The sequence below is a fragment of the Streptomyces sp. NPDC088810 genome (genome assembly GCF_044750305.1).
GTDB lineage: Bacteria > Actinomycetota > Actinomycetes > Streptomycetales > Streptomycetaceae > Streptomyces.
Genome location: NZ_JBIVJQ010000001.1, coordinates 646652 through 665701, shown reverse-complemented (window position 1 = coordinate 665701; position 19050 = coordinate 646652). Strand labels below are relative to the sequence as shown.

Below are 19050 nucleotides of genomic sequence, written 5' to 3'. Positions count from 1 at the left end.
AGGACGTTGCGCGCCCGTTGCGTGGCCGTCACGGGTATTTTCCGCGGGTTCACCTCGTACGGACGCGCGATGTGAGGTGAACCGGAACGGCGCCGGTGGCGTCCTCCTTCCTCGGGAGCGATCACTGGGGGCCGTATGAGGATCCGTCGACCGCGATGGCCGCGCACGCGGACCGGGCAGCGGCGGCTGGTGCAGGCCGTGATGGCCGGGTGTGTGCTGGCGCTGCTGCCGGTGACCTGGCTGTACGTGTCCACGGCGGACCGGCTGCGGACGACGGCGGACGCGCCGCGCACCGATGTCGCGGTGGTGTTCGGGGCCGGGCTGTGGCAGGGCGAGCCGTCGCCGTATCTCGCGCACCGGCTGGACGCGGCGGCGAAGCTGTACCGGGCGGGGCGCATCAAGGTGGTCCTGGTCACCGGGGACAACAGCCGGGAGGACTACGACGAGCCCGACGCCATGCGCGCGTACCTCACGCGGCACGGGGTGCCGGACGCGCGGATCGTCAGCGACTACGCCGGGTTCGACACCTGGGACTCCTGTGTCCGGGCCAAGAAGATCTTCGGGGTGGACCGGGCGGTGCTGATCAGCCAGGGCTTCCACATCCGGCGGGCGGTGGCGCTGTGCGAGGCGGCGGGGGTGGACTCGTACGGTGTCGGGGTCGACGCGAAACACGACGCGACCTGGTACTACGGCGGGACGCGGGAGGTGTTCGCGGCGGGCAAGGCGGCGCTGGACGCGGTGTTCCGGCCGGACCCGCGGTTCCTGGGGCCGAAGGAGCCGGGGGTGGCGCGGGCGCTGGCCGCCGGGAGGTGACGGCGGGCGGTGACGGCGGCCTCACGGCGGGCGGGGCGGCGCGGGGAGGTCGCCGTGCCGGGGGTGTAACCGGATGCGACACGGGGTCGTAACACTCCGGACGCACGCTGGGCGGTATGGAGAACACCTCGACGCCCACCCACTGCCCGTACTGCGCCTTGCAGTGCGGGATGAACATCACGCCCCTGCCCCAGGGGGGCGTCGAGGTCACCGAGCGCCCGGACTTCCCCGTCAACCGGGGCGCGCTGTGCGGCAAGGGCCGTACGGCGGCGCAGGTGCTGTCCCCGGCGGTACGGCTGACCGCGCCGCTGGTGCGGGACGGCGGCCGGCTGGTGGAGGCGAGCTGGACGGAGGCGCTGGACCGGATCGCCGAGCGGCTCTCGGCGACCCGGGAGCGGTACGGCGCGGACGCGCTCGGGGTGTTCGGCGGGGGCGGGCTGACCAACGAGAAGGCGTACACGCTCGGCAAGTTCGCGCGGGTGGTGCTGGGCACCTCGCAGATCGACTACAACGGCCGGTTCTGCATGTCGTCGGCCGCGGCGGCCGGCACGAAGGCGTTCGGCCTGGACCGGGGGCTGCCGTTCCCGCTGGAGGACGTCCCGAAGACCGGGTGCGTGATCCTCGTCGGGTCCAATCCGGCCGAGACCATGCCGCCGTCGCTGCGGTTCTTCACCGAGCTGCGGGAGAACGGCGGCACGCTGATCGTCGTCGACCCGCGCCGGACCCGGACCGCCGAGCAGGCCGATCTGCACCTCGCCCCCCGGCCCGGCACCGATCTCGCGCTCGCGCTGGGCCTGTTGCACCTGGTGGTGGCCGAGGGTCGGACGGACGAGGAGTACATCCGGGAGCGGACCACCGGCTGGGAGGAGGCCCGGGCCGCGGCGATGGCGCACTGGCCGGAGTACGTGGAGCGGATCACCGGGGTGCCGGTGCCGCAACTGCGCCAGGCGGTACGGATGTTCTGCGAGCCGGAGGCGGCGATGGTGCTCACCGCGCGCGGGCCGGAACAGCAGTCCCAGGGCACGGACACGGTGGGCGCCTGGATCAACCTGTGCCTGGCCACCGGCCGGGCGGGCCGTCCGCTGTCCGGGTACGGCTGTCTGACCGGGCAGGGCAACGGGCAGGGCGGACGCGAACACGGCCAGAAGGCCGACCAGTTGCCCGGGTACCGCAAGCTGGACGACCCGGCGGCACGGGCGCACGTGGCCGGCGTGTGGGGCGTGGACCCGGACAGCCTGCCCGGGCCCGGGCGCAGCGCGTACGAACTCCTCGACTCCCTCGGTACGGACGTCCGGGCGCTGCTGCTGATGGGCTCCAACCCGGTGGTCTCGGCCCCGCGCGCGGCCCACATCGAGCAGCGCCTGCGCTCGCTGGACTTCCTCGCCGTGGCCGACGTCGTGCTGTCCGAGACGGCGCAGCTGGCGGACGTCGTGCTGCCGGTCACCCAGTGGGCGGAGGAGACGGGCACGACGACCAGCCTGGAGGGCCGCGTGCTGCTGCGCCGCCAGGCGGTCGCTCCCCCGCCCGGCGTCCACAGCGACCTCTACGTCCTCCACGAGCTGGCCGGCCGCCTCGGCGTGGAAAAGGGCTTCCCGACCGACCCCGAGGAAGTCTTCGAGGAGCTCCGCCGCGCCAGCGCCGGCGGCCCCGCCGACTACTCCGGCATCACCTACCGCCGCCTGGCCGAGGAGAACGGCGTCTTCTGGCCTTGCCCGGAGGAACCGGCGGGGGCGGCGGCCGGGGCGGACGCCGGTGAGGACGAGATCCTGGACACGCTCCCCGACGACCCGGCGTCGGACGACGACACCGCCCTCGTCACCCACCCCGCGGCCCACCCCGGTACCCCCCGGCTCTTCCTCGACAGGTTCGCCACGCCCGATGGGCGGGCCCGGTTCGTGTCGGTGGTGTACCGGGGGACGGCGGAGGAGCCGGATGGCGAGTATCCGTTGGTGCTGACCACCGGGCGGGTGGTGTCGCAGTACCAGTCGGGGGCGCAGACCCGGCGGGTGGCGGAGCTGAACGCGGCGGCACCCGGGCCGTTCGTGGAGTTGCACCCGCGGCTCGCGGCCCGGCTGGGCGCGGCGGAGGGCGACCCCGTGGCCGTGGTGTCCCGGCGCGGCCGGGCCGTGGCGCCGGCGCGGATCACCAGTGCCATCAGGCCGGACACCGTCTTCATGCCGTTCCACTGGCCGGGCGAGGGCCGCGCCAACACGCTCACCAACCCGGCCCTGGACCCGACGTCCCGGATGCCGGAGTTCAAGTCGTGCGCGGTGCGGGTGGAGGTCCTAGGACCAGGGAAGTAGCGCGGTTCGGTCCGCCGGACGCGGCACGGCCGGCGGGGCTCGCATAGGTTCGGTACATGGCCGACATCGAGCAGACCGCACGGAACGGGCAGGGCGGACGGAGCGGGCCGTACGACCTCGACGCCTACCTCGACCGCATCGGCTGGAAGGGCGGACGGCGGGCCGACCTGGCCACCCTGCGCGGCGTGCACCTGGCGCACGCGCTGTCGCTGCCGTTCGAGAACCTGGACCCGGTGCAGGGCGCGGCCCCCTCCCTGGCGCCCGCCGACCTGATGGCCAAGATGGTCCACGGCCGGCGCGGCGGCTACTGCTACGAGCACAACACCCTCCTCCGGCTGGCGCTGGAGGCGCTCGGTTTCCGGGTGAGCCCGCTGGCCGGCCGGGTGGTGGTGGGTGCGGAGACACCGGAGAGCCGGCCGCGGACGCACGCGATGCTCCGGGTCGAGGTGGCGGGCGAGCCGCAGCCGTGGCTGGCGGACGTCGGCTTCGGCGCGGTCGGCGCGCTGCTGCTGCCGGTGCCGCTGGTGACCGGCACCGAGTTCGAGGGCGCCGGACGCCGGCACCGGCTGGTACGGCTGCCGCACGAAGGACCGCTGGAACTCTGGGAGTTGCAGGCGTACGCCGCGGACAGCGGCGGCTGGTCCGGCCAGTACGCGTTCACGCAAGAGCCCTTCGCCCCCGCCGACTTCGAGGTGTTCAACTGGTTCGTCGGCACCCATCCGCGCTCCCCCTTCACCCGCCGCCCCTACCTCCAGCGGACCACCGCCGACCGCCATCTCTCCCTGGACGGCGCCCGGTTCACCGAGACCTTCGCCGACGGCACGGTGGCCGAGCGCACGCTGACGGACGAGTCGGAGGCGCGCCGCCTGGCGGTGGAGGAGTTCGGCATCGACGTGCCCGAGGGGCTCACCCTGCTGGGCTGAGTCAGCGGCGGGAGAGCCAGTCGCCGTCCGCGATACGGGTGCCGGTGGCCCGCAGCCGGGCGGCGACCCCCGGGGCGGCGAGATACACCCAGGCCCGGACGGTGCCGCCGGCGGCGCGGCGGACGTCCCGGGCCGCGCGGACGTAGAGGTTGCGGGGGTCGCCCGGCACGTACTCCTCCAGCCGGTCCAGGGCGGCGAGCAGCTCCTCGTACGCCTCCGGCCGGGCGGTCACCAGTTCCCCGCGCACGGTTCCGCCGGGTTCCTCGACGGCGTAGGGGTAGCCGGGGCCGTCGTACAGCACGGCACCGGCGAGGTGTCCCGGTTCCTCGGCGAGGCTCCGGCCGCGCAGGAAGAGATCGTGGTTGACCTCGCCGGGGCGGAGGGTGCCGTAGACGAAGAAGGGCAGGGGGCGGAAGTCCTCGCGGGGGTCCTCGGCGATCACGGAAACGATTCTGTACCCCCGCCGGCTCCCCACACATCTCCATGAAGAGGCTATGGACACGACATGTCATGGCCACTTAAATCTCGGTGACACGAGCGCCACCCCCACGCCTAGCCTGGCGCCTTCCCGAGGAGACAGATGAGCCGGATACGGCAGCACGTCCGAGGAACCCGTCGCACAGCCACCGCCGGCGTCGCCTTCGCCACCGCGACCCTGCTGGCCGTCAGCCTCTCCCCCGCCGCCCACGCCGACGGCAGACCGACCCGGGCCACCGCGATCGAGAACGCGGCGTCGGCCCTGATCGCCCACGCCTCGACCCTGGGCCTCACCTCCGCCCAGGACACCGGCGTCCGGGACGTGATCGTCGACAAGGACGGCACCCAGCACGTCCGCTACGACCGCACCTACCGCAAACTCCCCGTCCTGGGCGGCGACTTCGTGGTCCACCTGGCCCCGGACGGCGCCTACCGCAGCGCCGACCGCGCCACCCGGCAGGCCATCTCCGTGCCCTCCGTCACCCCGAAGGTGTCCGGCCCCCAGGCCGCCGGCCTCGCCGTGAACGCCCTGCGCGCGGCCAACCTCGGCGACAGGCTGAAGCAGGTCAAGGCCAAGCCGGAGCTGGTGGTCGACGCCCTGCACGGCAGCCCCCGGCTGGCCTGGCGGACCAACGCGGTCGGCCTGGACTCGCTCGGCAACCCCGTCGCCCGCACCGTGCTGACCGACGCCCGCACCGGCGCGCAGATCGATGCCTGGGACAGCATCGAGACGGCCACCGGCGACGGCACGTCCCTGTACAGCGGGACGGTGCCGCTGGAGTCGACCCAGTCCGGGTCGTCGTACCAGCTGAAGGACCCGACGCGCGGCAACACCTACACCGGTGACGCCGAGGGCAAGACCGACCTGTGCTTCTTCGGCATCTGCTTCAGCCGGGCCCCCGCGACCCTGTTCACGGACGCCGACAACCACTGGGGCACGGGCACCACCGCGGACCGCGCCTCGGCCGCCGTCGACGCCCAGTACGGCACCAACGAGACCTGGGACTACTACAAATACGTCCACGGCCGCAGCGGCATCGCCGGCGACGGCAAGGGCTCGTACAACCGCGTCCACTACGGCAGCAACTACAACAACGCCTTCTGGGACGACAGTTGCTTCTGCATGACCTACGGCGACGGTGACGGGACCACCTTCGGACCGCTGGTCGCCCTCGACGTCGCCGGGCACGAGATGACGCACGGCGTCACGTCCAAGACCGCCGCGCTGACCTACTCCGGCGAGTCCGGCGGCCTGAACGAGGCCACCTCCGACATCCTCGGCACGATGGTGGAGTGGTACGCGAACAACTCCTCCGACACCGGTGACTACCTCATCGGCGAGAAGATCGTGAAGCCCGGCTTCGGCAAGGCGGCCCTGCGCTTCATGGACAAGCCGTCCAAGGACGGCAGTTCCGCCGACTACTGGAGCTCCTCCGTCGGGAACCTCGACGTCCACTACTCCTCCGGCGTCGCCAACCACTTCGCCTACCTGCTCGCCGAGGGCAGCGGAGCGAAGACCATCAACGGCGTCAGCTACGACTCGCCGACGTACAACGGCTCGGCGGTCACCGGCATCGGCCGGGACAAGGCCGGCAAGATCTGGTACCGGGCGCTGACGGTCTACATGACCTCGTCGACGAACTACAAGGGCGCCCGCACGGCCACGCTGAACGCCGCCAAGGACCTCTACGGCGCGGGCAGCACGGAGTACAACGCGGTGGCCGCCGCATGGAGCGCGGTCAACGTCACCTGACGCGAGCGGCGCCACGGCCGGCCGCCGCCCCGCGCACGGGGTGCGGCCGGCGGGTGGAGGCCAATCGTGTGCTCTTCGCCCCCGGCCCCTCACACGGTCCTGACCTGCCGGAACACTTCCCGGCTAGGCCGTGTGGGGGGCCGTTCGCGCCACCCGTTCACCGCATTGCCGGCCCCGCCTCGGCAAGCGGATCTCCCCGACTGCGACTTACCTCGGAAGGGCAGGGGCGCACCCCTGGACGAGTCGGACAAGCTCTGGGGAGCACCATGCGACGCACTGCCCGTCTGCTGGCCGGTACCGCGCTCGCCGTGGCCGCCGCGGCACCCGCCCACGCCGCCGGAACCGGCCGTCTGGATGTGTACCCGTCCACCGTGGTGCCCGGTGGTCAGGTCTCGGTGAACACGGCCGCGTGCGGGGACACGGGCGCCGCGACCGGGGACGCGGGCGCGGTCGGTGCCGGCACGTTCATGCTGGCGCCCAGTGCGCACGAGGGCGAGGCGATCGGCCAGTTCCGGGTGCCGCCGAGCGCGCAGCCGGGGACGTACGAGATCGTCGCCCGGTGTGCCGTGGGCGACCGGCAGGTGACGGGCGATCTGGTGGTGGCGTTGAGCGCGGCGCACGAGCAGGTGCAGCCGCGGGGAAGCGTGAAGACGGGGGTCGGCGGCGGACTGGGCCCCGACCCCGTGCAGACCGCGGCGGGTGTGGCGGCGCTGGCCGTCGCCGCCGCGGGCGGTACCTGGCTCCTGCATCGCCGGGCGAGAGGCGACGGGATCTGACGGACACCCTCCGCTGTCCGTCCGCCGGTACCGCACATCCCGCCCCCTCCGGGTCCGACGCCCCTCGCGGCCCGGAGGGGGAGGGTGCTTCGGGGGCCCGCCCCCGGGAGAGGGGTTGGCCATGCGCAGGAACGCCGGGTGCGGCGGCAGCGGCCGGTACGACGGCAACGGTGCCGGGTCCGGCGGCGGCGGGCGGGGCCGCGGTGGCAGGAGGGGCAGGGCCGCCCGGCTCGGCGACACCGCCATAGCCGCCGTCACCGTCGTGGCCCTCGGCTCCGGCGTGTGGCTGCTGGGCGGCGGCACCCGCCCCGACACGCCCCCGCAGCCGGCGGCCGCCGAGGGCCGCCCGGATCCGGCCGGTGAACGGACCGGCGCCCCCGCGCTCACCCCCTCCCCGCCGCTGCGCATCCGCATCCCCGCGATCCGGGTGAACGCGCCCCTGACGGGCCTGGCCCTCACCCGCTCCGGCAGCCTGGACGCGCCGCCCGCCAAGGAGAAGAACCTCGCCGGCTGGTACGAGGCCGGCACCACCCCCGGCGAGACGGGCACCGCGATCGTCGCCGGGCACGTCGACAACACCGAGGGCCCCGCCGTCTTCTACGACCTGGGCGCGCTGAAGCGGGGCGCCCGCATCGAGGTGGACCGCCGGGACGGCACGGTGGCCGTGTTCACCGTGGACGCGGTGGAGGTGTACTCGGCGCACGACTTCCCCGACGACAAGGTGTACGGCGCGGCCCCCCGCCCCGAACTGCGCGTCATCACCTGCGGCGGGGGCTACTCCAGGACCACCGGCTACCAGGGCAACGTGGTGGTGTTCGCCCATCTAACCGGCAGCCGCTGAAGGCCGGTGCGGCCCCGGACGGCTCAGCGCGGCGCCGGTGCCCCGCCCAGGACGTGCCTCCTGCCCCAGCTGCCGAGCGGCTCCAGCGCCTCGTTCAGCTGGAGGCCGCTCTCGGTCAGCGCGTACTCGACGCGCGGCGGCACCTCGTCGTACTCCTCGCGGTGCACCACACCGTCGGCCTCCAGCTCGCGCAGCTGCGCGGCGAGCACCTTCTCCGTGACGCCGGGCAGCTGCCGGCGCAGCTCACCGAAGCGGCATGTGCCGCATTCGCCCAGCACCCACAGGATCGACACCTTCCACTTGCCGTCGATGATGTCCATCGCCGCGTCGGTCCCGCACATGTACGCCCCCGGCCGCCGTCCCACCGGCATGGTCCTCCCCCTTCCGACCCGCACGCTTTCCCGCTGGTAACCACCCACTTGGAAGTACGTACTTCTGCGCGGCGGCTCCACGGGGGAGCCTAGTCGCCATGACCGACGACTCCCTTTCCTCCGCGCCCCGTACTCCCCTGACCCTGCTCGGCACCGGTGCGATGGGCACCGCGCTCGGGCGGGCCTGGCTCGCCGCCGGGCATCCGCTGACCGTGTGGAACCGCACGCCCGGGCGGACGGCCGCGCTGACCGCCGAGGGCGCGGTGGCGGCGGGGAGCGCGGCGGAGGCGGTGGCCGCGAACCGGCTCGTGGTGGCCTGCCTGCTGGACGACGCCTCGGTGGGCACCGCCCTCGACTCCGCCGAGCTGGCCGGCCGCGACCTGGTGAACCTCACCACCGGCACCCCCGCCGACGCCCGGGAGCGCGCCGCCTGGGCCGAGAAGCGGGGCGCCCGGTTCCTGGACGGCGGGATCATGGCCGTACCGCCGATGATCGGCGCGCCCGGCGCCTTCGTGCTCTACAGCGGCCACCAGGAGCTGTTCGAGGAGCACCGGGACACCCTCGCCGTCCCGGCCGGCACCGAGTACGTCGGCGCCGACCCCGGTCTCGCCGCGCTGCACGACGTGGCGCTGCTGAGCGGGATGTACGGCATGTTCGCGGGGATCACCCACGCGTTCGCGCTGCTGCGCGGGACGGAGGTGGTGCCCCAGGACTTCGCCGCGCTGCTCGTGCCCTGGCTGAACGCGATGGCCGGCATGGCGGAGGAGACGGCCGGACGGCTGACGTCCGGCGACTACACCACCGGAGTCGTCTCCAACCTGGCGATGCAGGTCGCCGGCAGCGAAACGCTGCTGCGCACGGCCGCGGAACAGGGCGTGAGCGCCGAACTGATCAGCCCCTTCCTGCACCTGATGCGCGACCGCCTGGCGGCGGGCCACGCCACGGAGGACACCACCGGCCTGGTGGACCTGCTCCGCACCCGCTGACCACAGCTCCGTCCCCTCACACCGGGTGTGCCGCCTCGCTGAGGGCAGCGTTCCTCCCGGGAAACAGAGGTGATGCTGCCGGGTAACGTCCGGGCCGCACGCTCGTGGCATGACCTCGAATACGCGTGTGGTGGTGATCGGCGCCGGCCTCGCGGGCGTGCGGCTCGCCCGGCGGCTCGGCGACCTGGGCACGCCCGCGCTGCTCGTGGGCGACGAGGAGCACGCCCCGTACAACCGGGTGCTGCTGGCCGAGGTGCTGGCCGGCCGGTACGCGCCGGAGGTGATCACGCTTCCGCCGCCCGCCGGCCTGCTGCGCACCCGGGTCACCGGCATCGACCGGGCCGCCCGGACCGTCGACTGCGCCGACGGCATGTCGATCGCATACGACACGCTGGTCCTGGCCACCGGCTCCAACCCCGTGCTGCCCCCGCTGCGCGGCCTGTTCACCCCGGACCACCAGCTCCCCGAGGGCGTCCACGCGTTCCGCACCATGGACGACTGCCTGGGCCTGGCGAAGGCGGTGCGGCCCGGCGTGCGGGCCGTCGTCATCGGCGGCGGGCTGCTCGGGGTCTCCGCGGCCCGCGCGCTCGCCGTCCGCGGCGCCCAGGTGGTGCTCGCCCAGCAGGCCGAGCGGCTCATGGAGCGTCAGCTCGACCCGGACGCCTCCCGGCTGGTGCTGCGGCACCTGACCGACCTGGGCGTCGAGGTGCACACCGAGTGCCGGGTCCGGGACGTGCGCTGCATCGCCGGCGCGGTCCGCTCGGTGGAACTGGCCGACGGCTACGCCCTCGACGCCGACCTCGTGGTCCTGGCCTGCGGCGTACGGCCGCGCACGGGCCTCGCCGAGCAGGCGGGCCTGGCCGTGCACAAGGGCGTCCTCGTGGACGACGAGCTGCGCACCTCCGACCCGCACATCCACGCCATCGGCGACTGCGCCCAGCACGGCGGCACGGTCTACGGCCTGGCCGCCCCGGCCCTCGAACAGGCCGACGCGCTCGCCGGACTGCTGGCAGGCGACACCGGTGCCCGCTACACCGGCACCCGTTCCCTGACCCGGCTGACCCTCACCGGTCCCGACTCCCCCTTCGACCTCGCCGCGTTCGGCGAGACGGAGGCCCGCCCCGGCGACGACGTCGTGCGGCTGACCGACGCCACCCGCGGCACCTACCGCAAGGTCGTCGTCCGCGACGACCGCGTGGTCGGCGGGGTCCTCGTCGGCGAACTGGGCACCGTCGGCGCGCTCGCCCGCGCCTGGGAGGGAGCAGAGCCGCTCCCCGACGACGGCCCCCTGCTCCACCTGCTCACCAACGATGGAGGCTCCTGAATGTCCGCCACCCTGGGGGCCACCCCCACGATCGTGCTCGTCGGCCACGGCATGGTCGGCCAGCGCTTCCTCGAAGCGCTCGCCGAGCGCGGCCTGACCGCCACGCACCGCGTGGTCGTGCTGTGCGAGGAGCCGCGTCCGGCCTACGACCGCGTGCAGCTCACCTCGTACTTCTCCGGGAAGACGCCGGAGGACCTCTCCATGACCGACATGGAGTTCATCAAGGACCACGGCATCGAGCTGCACATCGGTGACCCGGCCGAGACGATCGACCGCGAGGCGAAGACGGTCACCGCCCGCTCGGGGCTCACCGTCGGCTACGACGTCCTCGTGCTGGCCACCGGCTCCTACCCGTTCGTCCCGCCGGTCCCCAACAAGGACGCCACCGGCTGTTTCGTCTACCGGACCATCGAGGACCTGCTGGCCATCGAGGAGTACGCGAAGACGAAGGCCACCTCGGGTGCCGTCGTCGGCGGCGGCCTGCTCGGCCTGGAGGCGGCCGGCGCCCTCAAGGGACTCGGGGTCGAGGCGCACATCGTGGAGTTCGCGCCGCGGCTGATGCCGGTGCAGGTGGACGACGGTGGCGGCACGGCGCTGCTGCGGACCATCGAGGGCATGGGCCTGAGCGTGCACACCGGTGTGGGCACGCAGGAGATCGTCGTCGACGAGACCGGTGCCGTCACCGGTATGAAGCTGTCCGACGGCTCCGAACTCTCCACCGACATGGTGGTGTTCAGCGCCGGTGTCCGCCCCCGCGACCAGCTGGCCCGCGCCTCGGGCCTCACGGTCGGCGAGCGCGGCGGCATCGCGGTGGACGAGCAGTGCCGGACCGTCTCCGACCCGCACGTGTTCGCGATCGGCGAGTGCGCGCTGGCCGCGGACGGCCGGGTGTACGGCCTGGTGGCGCCCGGCTACGAGCAGGCGGAGACGGCGGCGGCGACGATCGCCGAGGACGAGGCCTCCTTCACCGGAGCCGACCTGTCCACCAAGCTGAAGCTGCTCGGTGTGGACGTGGCCTCCTTCGGCGACGCCCACGGCACCACCGAGGACTGCCTGGACGTCGTCTACTCCGACTCCCGCGCCGGCCTGTACAAGAAGCTGGTCATCGGCCGGGACGGCACGCTGCTCGGCGGCATCCTGGTCGGCGACGCGGAGGCGTACGGCACCCTGCGCGCGCTCACCGGTTCGGTGCCGCCCATCTCCCCCGAGTCGCTCGTCCTGCCCGCCGGAGCCGACTCGGGGGCCCAGCTCGGCCCGTCCGCCCTGCCGGACGAGGCGATCATCTGCTCCTGCCACAACGTCAGCAAGGGCGCGATCCGCGGCGCGGTCACCGAGCACAAGTGCACCACCGTGCCCGAGGTGAAGAAGTGCACCAAGGCCGGCACCGGCTGCGGCAGTTGCGTGAAGGTGCTGGGCCAGCTGGTCGACGCCGAGCTGGAGGCGTCGGGCATCGAGGTCGACAAGGGCCTGTGCGGCTGCTTCTCCCAGACCCGCGAGGAGCTGTACGAGATCGTCCTCGCGCTGCGCATCACGTCGTACCAGGAGCTGCTGGACCGCTACGGCCGCGAGGGCGCCCGGGGCGGTGACGGCTGCGAGGTGTGCAAGCCGGCGGTCGGCTCGATCATCGCCTCCCTCGCCCCGGCGATCGGCGCGAGCGGCTACGTCCTGGACGGCGAGCAGGCAGCGCTGCAGGACACCAACGACCACTTCCTCGCCAACCTGCAGAAGAACGGCTCGTACTCGGTGGTGCCGCGGATCCCCGGCGGGGAGATCGCGCCCGAGAAGCTGATCGTGATCGGTGAGATCGCCCGGGACTTCGGCCTCTACACGAAGATCACCGGCGGTCAGCGGATCGACATGTTCGGCGCCCGTGTGGAGCAGCTGCCGCTGATCTGGGCGCGGTTGGTGGACGCCGGCTTCGAGTCGGGCCACGCGTACGGCAAGTCGCTGCGCACGGTGAAGTCCTGCGTGGGCTCCACCTGGTGCCGGTACGGCGTGCAGGACTCGGTCCGGATGGCGATCGACCTGGAGCTGCGCTACCGGGGCCTGAGGTCCCCGCACAAGCTGAAGTCGGCCGTGTCCGGGTGCGCCCGCGAGTGCGCGGAGGCCCAGTCGAAGGACTTCGGCGTGATCGCCACCGCGAACGGCTGGAACCTGTACGTCGGCGGCAACGGCGGCGCCACCCCGCGCCACGCCGACCTGCTGGCCCAGGACCTGTCCGACGCCGAACTGGTCCGGCTGATCGACCGGTTCCTGATGTTCTACATCCGTACGGCGGACCGTCTGGAGCGGACCAGCACCTGGCTGGAGCGCATCCCGGGCGGCCTGGAGCACGTACGCGACGTGGTGGTGCACGACTCGCTCGGCATCTGCGACGAGCTGGAGAAGCTCATGCAGGCGCACGTCGCCCACTACCGCGACGAGTGGGCGGAGACCGTCAACGACCCCGAAAAGCTCGCCCGGTTCGTGTCCTTCGTGAACGCGCCGGACACCCCGGACCCGGTCGTCTCCTTCGTCCCCGAGCGCGACCAGATCAAGCCCGACCTGCCGCTGCTGAACATCGGCCTGCGGCCCGCCGACGACGTCCTGGAAGGAAGCGCCCAGCGATGACCCTGGCAGTTGAGACGACCGAACTGAAGGTCCAGCTCCAGCTGGCGGACGAGTGGTTCACGGTCTGCGACCTGAGCATGCTGGTTCCCGGCCGCGGGGTGGCCGCCCTGCTGCCGGACGGCCGCCAGGTGGCGGTGTTCCGCGACCGCGCGGACCGGCTGTACGCCGTCGACAACCGCGACCCGTTCACCGGCGCGGCCGTCCTGTCCCGTGGCCTGACCGGCACCCACCAGGGCCGCCCGTTCGTGGCGTCCCCGCTGCTGAAGCAGCGCTTCGACCTGGCCACCGGGGAGTGCCTGGACGACGCGTCGGTGCGGGTGGCCGCGTACGAGGTGCGCGCCCTCTAGTTTTCTTGACCGACTGTTCCAGAAAGTCTAGGCTGCGAGGCGTGGCCAGGACCAAGGAATTCGACCCGGACGCCGCGCTGCAGTCAGCCCTGGAGCTGTTCTGGCGGCGCGGCTACGAGGCGACGTCGATGGCCGACCTGGTCGAGCACCTGGGCATCGGCAAGGCGAGCCTGTACGCCACCTTCGGCAGCAAGCACGAGCTGTACCTGAGGGCGCTGGACCGGTACGGACAGGCGCAGAACCCGCGGCTGACGCGGGAGCTGTCCCGGCCCGGCCCGGTGCTGCCGGCCGTGCGCGCCCTGGTCCGGCGGTTCGCGGCGGAGGCCGCCGCCGAGGCGACCCGGGAGCAGGGCTGCCTGGTCACCAACACCGCGGTCGAGCTCGCCCCGCACGACCGGGAGGCAGCCCGCCGGGTGGAGCACAGCTGGGACACCCTGGAGACCCTGCTGCACTCCGCCCTGGTCCGCGCCCAGGCACAGGGTGAGCTGGCCGGGGACCGCGACCCGCCGGCGCTGGCGCGCCTGCTGCTGGTGCTGCTCCAGGGCCTGCGGGTGGTCGGCAAGGCCTCGGCGGACCCGGCCCGGGTGCGGGACGCGGCGGAGCAGGCCCTGGCACTGCTGGACACCTGAACAAGGCGACGGAGAACGCGCTTCCGGCGGGGGGCGCGTTTTTCTCGCCCCTCATACTGAACCGATCGGTCAAGAAAAGGGATTCTCACCATGACGCACCGCTTCTCCGGCCGGACCGCTCTCGTCACCGGCGCCGGCTCCGGCATCGGCCGCGGAGTGGCACTCGCCCTCGCCCGGGAGGGCGCCCAGGTCGTCGTCGCCGGCCGGCGCCGCGACCCGCTCGACGAGACCGTGGCGCTGATCGAGGGCGCGGGCGGCAAGGGGCTCGCCGTCACCGCCGACGTCTCCCGCGCCGACGACCTGCACGCCCTGGTGGCCGCCGCCGTGGACCGGTTCGGCTCGCTGGACGTGGCGGTGAACAACGCCGGGGTCCTTCAGGGCCGGGGGCAGGCGGTCGGCGACCTGGCCGAGGCGGACTGGCGCCGGATGATCGACATCAACGTCACCGGTGTCTTCCTCGCCCTCCAGGCCGAGATCGCCCACATGCGCACCCAGCCGGACGGCGGCGCGATCGTCAACATCGCCTCCAGGATCGGCGTGCACAGCCGGCTGCCCGGCACCGCCGGCTATGCCGTCAGCAAGGCGGCCGTCTCGGTCCTCACCCGCGCCGCCGCCCTGGACCACATCACCGACGGCGTGCGCATCAACGCCGTCAGCCCCGGACCCACCGCCACGGAGATGTCGTTCCGGGACGGGGAGACCGAGGCCGGCCGGGCCGCGCGCATGCGCACCGAGGTGCCGCTCGGCCGGGTCTCCACCGTCGCCGAGGTGGCCGCCGCCGTGCTGTACCTCGCTTCGGACGACGCGGCCTCGGTGGTCGGCGCCGACCTGGTGATCGACGGCGGCTCCACGGCCTGAACCCTGCGCTCCGTCAGCCGATCCCGGACCGCTCGCCGCCCGGCCGGCAGCCGCCGGTGACGCGCCCCTGTATGCCGGGGATCCGGGCTACGGTGCCCATCTCGACCGGGACGGGGACGGGGTGGCCTGCGAATGGGGGCGGGCGCCCGGGGTCAGCGGGTGTGGTCGCGTCGCTCCTGGCGGGAGCCGGTGCGGCGGGTGATGGACATCAGGTCGCTGGGGGCGTCCAGTTCGAGTCGGTGCCAGCGGTTGCGGGGCACGATGACGGCGGTGCCCGGCCGCAGTCGCACCATCTCCTCCGGGGCGTCCGCGTCGACGGGGCGGACGTAGAGCCGTACGCCGCCGGACAGGCAGCAGACGGCCTCCTCGCCGTCGGGGTGGATCTCCCAGTGGTCGGCGTGGACGTCGGCGTCCGTCTCCACGTGGAAGGTGGCGACCTGCCAGACCCCGGGGTCGCCGTCGGTCATCCGCCGGGCGGCGGCGTGGACGTCACCGTCGGGGCGGAACTGGAGCGCCGAGGAGAACAGGTCGATGGCGGTGGTGGTCATGACGGGGTTCCTTCCAGTCGGGGTTCCTCGACAGGGGTGGGTGCCGGACCGCCGGTGGCCCGGCGGCGGGGCAGGACGCTGAACGCGACCACCGCCGCGAGCAGGAAGAGCGCGGCGGTGACGGCGAGACCCAGCGCGTAGCCGCCGGTGAGCGCGGCGGGGTCGGTGGCCGTGCCGGTGCGGTGGGCGGCGACCGTGGCCAGGGCGGCCAGGCCGACGCAACCACCCAGCTGGCGGGCGCTGTTGAGGACGCCGGAGGCCATGCCGGCCTCGCCGGGGCGGACCCCGGTGGTCGCGGCGGCGGCCACCGGCGCGAAGATCAGCCCGATGCCGACGCTGGTGAGGACGGACGGGCCGAGGACGTCGGTGAGGAAGCCGCCGTGCGGGCTGATCCCGGCGAACCAGGCCATGCCGGCGGCGGCGAACAGCGTGCCGGGCACCAGCGAGGCGCGCGGCGACCGGTTCGCGGTGATGCGGGTCGCCACGACGGTCGACGTCACCGAACCCGCGCAGAACGGCAGGAACGCGGCACCGGTAGCGGCGGCGCCCAGGCCCAGCACCTGCTGGAGGTAGAGGGACACGAAATAGAACGCGGTGAACTGCCCGGCCGCGGCCAGGAACACCAGCAGGTTCGCCCCGGCGACCCAGCGGCTGCGCAGCAGGCCGAGCCGCAGCAGCGGGGCGGCGGACCGGGATTCGACCGCGACGAAGGCGCCGAGCAGCAGTCCGGCGACGGCGAGCGTCTCCCAGGTCGCGGCGGACGCCCACCCCCTGACGTCGGTCCGGACGACCCCGAACACCAGCAGCCCGATGCCGCCGGTGGCCAGGACGGCGCCGAGCACGTCCAGCCGCTCACGCCGTACCGGCCGGGGCTCGGGGGCCACAGCGGCGTGCACGAGGACGAGTGCCGCCGCCACGATGGGCAGGTTGACCAGCATCACCCAGCGCCAGCCCGCGTACTCGGTCAGCACTCCGCCGGCCAGCACACCCAGCGCGCCGCCCACGGCGTTGACCCCGCTCCAGACGCCGAGGGCGCGCACGCGCCGGGGCCCCTCGGTGAAGGTGGTGGTCAGCAACGCGAGCGCGGCCGGCGCGGTGGCCGCCGCGCCCACCCCCTGGCCCGCGCGGGCGGCGATCAACTGCCAGGGTTCCCGGGCGAGTCCGCCGGCGAGCGAGCAGAGGCCGAAGACGACCAGCCCCGCGACGAACAGCCGGCGCCGGCCGAACAGATCGCAGGCCCTGCCGCCGAGCAGCAGGAACCCGCCGAAGGTGAGGGCGTACACGTGGACGACCCACGACAGGTCGAGCGGGGCGAATCCGAGCGCGGAGCGGATCGCCGGGAGGGCGACGTTGACGACGGCCATGTCCAGGGCGACGACGAACTGGGCTACGGCAGCCGCCGCCAGCACGGCCGCCGGACGGCCGCGTAAATTTCTATACATGTAAGAAAACTAGCGCGCGGGCCGCCCCGATGTCGACACCCGCGCCCCGAAGTCCCCGCCGCCTGAGGGATGATGAGCCCATGCCGCGACCGCCCGCCCCCCGCAAGACCACCGGCCGACCTGCCCGTATCTCCCGCGAGGAGATCATCCGGACGGCGCGCCGGATCGTGACGCAGGAGGGCGTCGGCCGCCTGACCATGCGCCGCCTCGCCACGGAGATCGGCAGCACGCCGATGGCCCTGTACCACCACGTCCGCGACAAGGAAGAGCTGCTCCTCCTCCTGCTGGACGACTACGCGGCCGGCTCCCTGCACCGCCCCGAGTCCCCGCCCGCCCACCCACGCGACCGCGTCCTCACCGCGGCCCTGGCGATCCACGACGTCCTGGCCGCCTGCCCCTGGATCGTCGAGGTGCTGACGGCGGACGACCTGATGTCCACCTCCGCCCTCTGGTTCGTGGAACAGATCGTCGCCGGCCTGACGGACGCCGGCCTCACCCTCGACCAGGCCGTCCACGGCTACCGCTCGATCTGGTACTACACGGCCGGCGAGATCCTGGTCCGCACCACGGCGGCCCGCCGCCGCACGACCGACGACCGCCCGGCCTACCGCGACCAGGTCTTCGCCGGCCTCGACCCGACCGACCTCCCCCACCTGTCCCGGGCCGCGGACCGTTGGGCGGCCCTGACGTCGCAGGACACGTACGAGCAGGGCCTACGAGCCCTGGTCACCGGCCTCCTGACCGCCCGCTGACCGGCATCGCGTCCGGCGGCGGAACCGCCCGTCCCCTGTGGTCGTCTTGTGCGCTGGCTGTGCACCGAGCAGGAATGCGGGGGACATTGTGACGCGGAACGTGACGAAGGCCGGTCTCATGGCGGTGGCCATGGCGACGGTGCTCGGGGCCTCGGCCTGCGGCGGGGAAGCCGGCCCGGCCGCCGGGGGGAGCGGCGGGAAGCTCCCCGCGCACGGGAGGGCGAAGTCGGTGGCGTCGTCCGGTTCGGTGCCGGCCTCTCCCGGAGCCGTGGGGAAGTTGTCCGGAGTCGCGCAGACCGAGACGTCGTCCCTCACCCGCCGCGTGCCGTGGAACCTGGACATCCTGGACCAGCGGTCACGGCCGCTGAACGGGAAGTTCACCACCACGGCCACGGGCAAGGGCGTTCACGTCTACGTGATCGACACGGGGATGGACATCGCCCACAAGGAGTTCGGCGGGCGCGCCCACCTCGGCGCCGACTTCGTGGGCCGCAAGGACTCCGGTGACTGCTTCGGCGAGGACGGCGGCGGCCACGGCACGTTCGTCGCGGGCATCATCGGCGGGGCGAGGTACGGGGTGGCGCCCAAGGCGGAGCTCGTACGGGTCCAGGGCATCCTGTGCGAGAGCGGGGGCGGCGGCTCCCCGGCGGCGGCCGAGGCGGCCCTGCTCAAGTCGGTCACGTGGGTGACCGCCCACGCGCAGAAGCCTGCGGTGGTGAACATGTCGCTCAACCTCGACCACCGGTCGGCGGCCCTGGAGTCCGCCGTGAAGAAGATGGTCGACGCGGGGATCCCGACGGTGGTGTCGGCCGGCAACTTCCATGACGACGCCTGCAAGCACTCCCCGGCCGGCGTCCCCGGCACGATCGTCGTGGCGGCCTCCACCTCGAACGACCGCGCGTGGGACGACGGCGACTCCTACGGATCGGGCTACGGACGGTGCGTGGACCTGTACGCCCCCGGCCAGAAGGTGACCGCCGCCCTCGCCGGCGGCGGTACGACCACGGAGGACTACGGCGCGACGTCCTGGGCCGCGCCGCATGCGACCGGCGTGATCGCGCTGTACCTGTCGGCGCACCCCCGGGCCACGGCCCACGAGGTCCACGTCTGGCTCGACCGCACGGCCACCCGCGGTGTCCTGCGCGGCGTCCGCTCCGACACTCCGAACCGGCTGCTCCACACCGGCGGCCTCTGACCTCGGCGCACCAAAGGGGCGACACCCCCCGCACTGGGGTGTCGCCCCTTCTCTTTCGTGCGCCGGAGCCGTCGCCGATCGGTGAGGGTCGGGGACCGGCGG

General features: G+C 73.5%; 18 protein-coding genes and 1 pseudogene. 15 read left to right on the top strand and 4 right to left on the bottom strand.

The annotated features are described in order from the left end of the window. Nucleotides 1–135: 135 nt before the first annotated feature. The 3 genes from ACIP4Y_RS03005 to ACIP4Y_RS02995 all read left to right on the top strand — a co-directional run bounded on the left by ACIP4Y_RS03005 (nucleotide 136) and on the right by ACIP4Y_RS02995 (nucleotide 4039). Nucleotides 136–813, top strand: a complete 678-nt coding sequence (locus ACIP4Y_RS03005; RefSeq protein ID WP_358635484.1) for an ElyC/SanA/YdcF family protein — start codon at nucleotides 136–138, stop codon at nucleotides 811–813. 116 nt (nucleotides 814–929) lie between these two features. Next, nucleotides 930–3116 carry a molybdopterin oxidoreductase family protein gene (locus ACIP4Y_RS03000; protein ID WP_401386975.1) on the top strand — a complete coding sequence of 729 codons (2187 nt, stop codon included), beginning with the start codon at nucleotides 930–932 and terminating at the stop codon, nucleotides 3114–3116. Between the two features lie 56 nt (nucleotides 3117–3172). Then, nucleotides 3173–4039 (top strand): arylamine N-acetyltransferase, encoded by an 867-nt coding sequence (locus tag ACIP4Y_RS02995; RefSeq protein ID WP_401386972.1) that lies wholly within the window; start codon nucleotides 3173–3175, stop codon nucleotides 4037–4039. A 1-nt stretch (nucleotide 4040) separates the two neighbouring features. Here ACIP4Y_RS02995 and ACIP4Y_RS02990 read toward each other — a convergent pair whose 3' ends face one another. After that, on the bottom strand, nucleotides 4041–4481 hold the full coding sequence (locus ACIP4Y_RS02990) for a gamma-glutamylcyclotransferase family protein (protein WP_358635490.1): 441 nt from the start codon (nucleotides 4479–4481) through the stop codon (nucleotides 4041–4043). A gap of 138 nt (nucleotides 4482–4619) precedes the next feature. Between ACIP4Y_RS02990 and ACIP4Y_RS02985 the strand changes: the two genes are divergently transcribed. The 3 genes from ACIP4Y_RS02985 (at nucleotide 4620) to ACIP4Y_RS02975 (ending at nucleotide 7886) form a co-directional block, all read left to right on the top strand. Continuing rightward, nucleotides 4620–6269 (top strand): M4 family metallopeptidase, encoded by a 1650-nt coding sequence (locus ACIP4Y_RS02985; protein ID WP_401386969.1) that lies wholly within the window; start codon nucleotides 4620–4622, stop codon nucleotides 6267–6269. Nucleotides 6270–6535: 266 nt separating this feature from the next. After that, complete coding sequence (locus tag ACIP4Y_RS02980; protein ID WP_401386967.1) at nucleotides 6536–7045, top strand: hypothetical protein; 510 nt, start codon at nucleotides 6536–6538, stop codon at nucleotides 7043–7045. 121 nt (nucleotides 7046–7166) lie between these two features. Beyond that, the gene (locus ACIP4Y_RS02975) at nucleotides 7167–7886 is read left to right on the top strand and encodes a class F sortase (protein WP_401386964.1); all 720 of its coding nucleotides are present in this window, start codon (nucleotides 7167–7169) and stop codon (nucleotides 7884–7886) included. 23 nt (nucleotides 7887–7909) lie between these two features. Here ACIP4Y_RS02975 and ACIP4Y_RS02970 read toward each other — a convergent pair whose 3' ends face one another. Then, complete coding sequence (locus ACIP4Y_RS02970) at nucleotides 7910–8257, bottom strand: helix-turn-helix domain-containing protein (RefSeq protein WP_358635494.1); 348 nt, start codon at nucleotides 8255–8257, stop codon at nucleotides 7910–7912. Between the two features lie 98 nt (nucleotides 8258–8355). On the opposite strand from ACIP4Y_RS02970, the gene ACIP4Y_RS02965 reads away from it, so the two are divergent. The 7 genes and pseudogenes from ACIP4Y_RS02965 to ACIP4Y_RS02935 all read left to right on the top strand — a co-directional run. After that, the gene (locus tag ACIP4Y_RS02965) at nucleotides 8356–9243 is read left to right on the top strand and encodes an NAD(P)-dependent oxidoreductase (RefSeq protein ID WP_401386961.1); all 888 of its coding nucleotides are present in this window, start codon (nucleotides 8356–8358) and stop codon (nucleotides 9241–9243) included. A 109-nt stretch (nucleotides 9244–9352) separates the two neighbouring features. Then, a complete protein-coding gene (locus ACIP4Y_RS02960; protein WP_401386958.1) occupies nucleotides 9353–10567 on the top strand; it encodes an NAD(P)/FAD-dependent oxidoreductase in 1215 nt (404 codons plus the stop codon). Continuing rightward, on the top strand, nucleotides 10568–13177 hold the full coding sequence (gene nirB, locus ACIP4Y_RS02955; protein WP_401386957.1) for a nitrite reductase large subunit NirB: 2610 nt from the start codon (nucleotides 10568–10570) through the stop codon (nucleotides 13175–13177). After that, a complete protein-coding gene (gene nirD / locus ACIP4Y_RS02950; RefSeq protein ID WP_358635501.1) occupies nucleotides 13174–13524 on the top strand; it encodes a nitrite reductase small subunit NirD in 351 nt (116 codons plus the stop codon). The genes nirB and nirD overlap by 4 nt, the downstream gene beginning before the upstream one ends. Nucleotides 13525–13565: 41 nt before the next feature. Beyond that, nucleotides 13566–14153, top strand: a complete 588-nt coding sequence (locus tag ACIP4Y_RS02945) for a TetR/AcrR family transcriptional regulator (RefSeq protein ID WP_401386954.1) — start codon at nucleotides 13566–13568, stop codon at nucleotides 14151–14153. A gap of 90 nt (nucleotides 14154–14243) precedes the next feature. Beyond that, the gene (locus ACIP4Y_RS02940; RefSeq protein ID WP_401386951.1) at nucleotides 14244–15011 is read left to right on the top strand and encodes an SDR family NAD(P)-dependent oxidoreductase; all 768 of its coding nucleotides are present in this window, start codon (nucleotides 14244–14246) and stop codon (nucleotides 15009–15011) included. Between the two features lie 61 nt (nucleotides 15012–15072). Then, a pseudogene (locus tag ACIP4Y_RS02935) lies at nucleotides 15073–15213 on the top strand (excalibur calcium-binding domain-containing protein); the annotation flags it as partial. Here ACIP4Y_RS02935 and ACIP4Y_RS02930 read toward each other — a convergent pair. Both ACIP4Y_RS02930 and ACIP4Y_RS02925 read right to left on the bottom strand, forming a co-directional pair. Then, nucleotides 15164–15559 carry a cupin domain-containing protein gene (locus tag ACIP4Y_RS02930; RefSeq protein WP_401386948.1) on the bottom strand — a complete coding sequence of 132 codons (396 nt, stop codon included), beginning with the start codon at nucleotides 15557–15559 and terminating at the stop codon, nucleotides 15164–15166. The pseudogene ACIP4Y_RS02935 and the gene ACIP4Y_RS02930 sit on opposite strands and share 50 nt — an antisense overlap. Continuing rightward, nucleotides 15556–17001: an MFS transporter gene (locus ACIP4Y_RS02925; protein ID WP_401386946.1), complete on the bottom strand. Its 1446-nt coding sequence runs from the start codon at nucleotides 16999–17001 to the stop codon at nucleotides 15556–15558. The genes ACIP4Y_RS02930 and ACIP4Y_RS02925 overlap by 4 nt, the downstream gene beginning before the upstream one ends. A gap of 80 nt (nucleotides 17002–17081) precedes the next feature. Between ACIP4Y_RS02925 and ACIP4Y_RS02920 the strand changes: the two genes are divergently transcribed. Beyond that, nucleotides 17082–17753, top strand: coding sequence for a TetR/AcrR family transcriptional regulator (locus ACIP4Y_RS02920; protein WP_401386943.1), 672 nt, complete (start codon nucleotides 17082–17084; stop codon nucleotides 17751–17753). Nucleotides 17754–17853: 100 nt separating this feature from the next. Further along, nucleotides 17854–18948, top strand: a complete 1095-nt coding sequence (locus ACIP4Y_RS02915) for a S8 family peptidase (RefSeq protein WP_401386941.1) — start codon at nucleotides 17854–17856, stop codon at nucleotides 18946–18948. Nucleotides 18949–19050 lie beyond the last annotated feature (102 nt).

What these genes read in the sequence shown, in the direction of transcription:
- ACIP4Y_RS02985 (WP_401386969.1), top strand. Translation starts at nt 4,620, where the DNA reads ATGAGCCGGATACGGCAGCACGTCCGAGGAACCCGTCGCACAGCCACC.
- nirB (WP_401386957.1), top strand. Translation starts at nt 10,568, where the DNA reads ATGTCCGCCACCCTGGGGGCCACCCCCACGATCGTGCTCGTCGGCCAC.
- ACIP4Y_RS02940 (WP_401386951.1), top strand. Translation starts at nt 14,244, where the DNA reads ATGACGCACCGCTTCTCCGGCCGGACCGCTCTCGTCACCGGCGCCGGC.
- ACIP4Y_RS02920 (WP_401386943.1), top strand. Translation starts at nt 17,082, where the DNA reads ATGCCGCGACCGCCCGCCCCCCGCAAGACCACCGGCCGACCTGCCCGT.
- ACIP4Y_RS02930 (WP_401386948.1), bottom strand. Translation starts at nt 15,559, where the DNA reads ATGACCACCACCGCCATCGACCTGTTCTCCTCGGCGCTCCAGTTCCGC.
- ACIP4Y_RS03000 (WP_401386975.1), top strand. Translation starts at nt 930, where the DNA reads ATGGAGAACACCTCGACGCCCACCCACTGCCCGTACTGCGCCTTGCAG.
- ACIP4Y_RS02995 (WP_401386972.1), top strand. Translation starts at nt 3,173, where the DNA reads ATGGCCGACATCGAGCAGACCGCACGGAACGGGCAGGGCGGACGGAGC.
- ACIP4Y_RS02960 (WP_401386958.1), top strand. Translation starts at nt 9,353, where the DNA reads ATGACCTCGAATACGCGTGTGGTGGTGATCGGCGCCGGCCTCGCGGGC.
- ACIP4Y_RS02980 (WP_401386967.1), top strand. Translation starts at nt 6,536, where the DNA reads ATGCGACGCACTGCCCGTCTGCTGGCCGGTACCGCGCTCGCCGTGGCC.
- nirD (WP_358635501.1), top strand. Translation starts at nt 13,174, where the DNA reads ATGACCCTGGCAGTTGAGACGACCGAACTGAAGGTCCAGCTCCAGCTG.
- ACIP4Y_RS02925 (WP_401386946.1), bottom strand. Translation starts at nt 17,001, where the DNA reads ATGTATAGAAATTTACGCGGCCGTCCGGCGGCCGTGCTGGCGGCGGCT.
- ACIP4Y_RS02970 (WP_358635494.1), bottom strand. Translation starts at nt 8,257, where the DNA reads ATGCCGGTGGGACGGCGGCCGGGGGCGTACATGTGCGGGACCGACGCG.
- ACIP4Y_RS02965 (WP_401386961.1), top strand. Translation starts at nt 8,356, where the DNA reads ATGACCGACGACTCCCTTTCCTCCGCGCCCCGTACTCCCCTGACCCTG.
- ACIP4Y_RS03005 (WP_358635484.1), top strand. Translation starts at nt 136, where the DNA reads ATGAGGATCCGTCGACCGCGATGGCCGCGCACGCGGACCGGGCAGCGG.
- ACIP4Y_RS02975 (WP_401386964.1), top strand. Translation starts at nt 7,167, where the DNA reads ATGCGCAGGAACGCCGGGTGCGGCGGCAGCGGCCGGTACGACGGCAAC.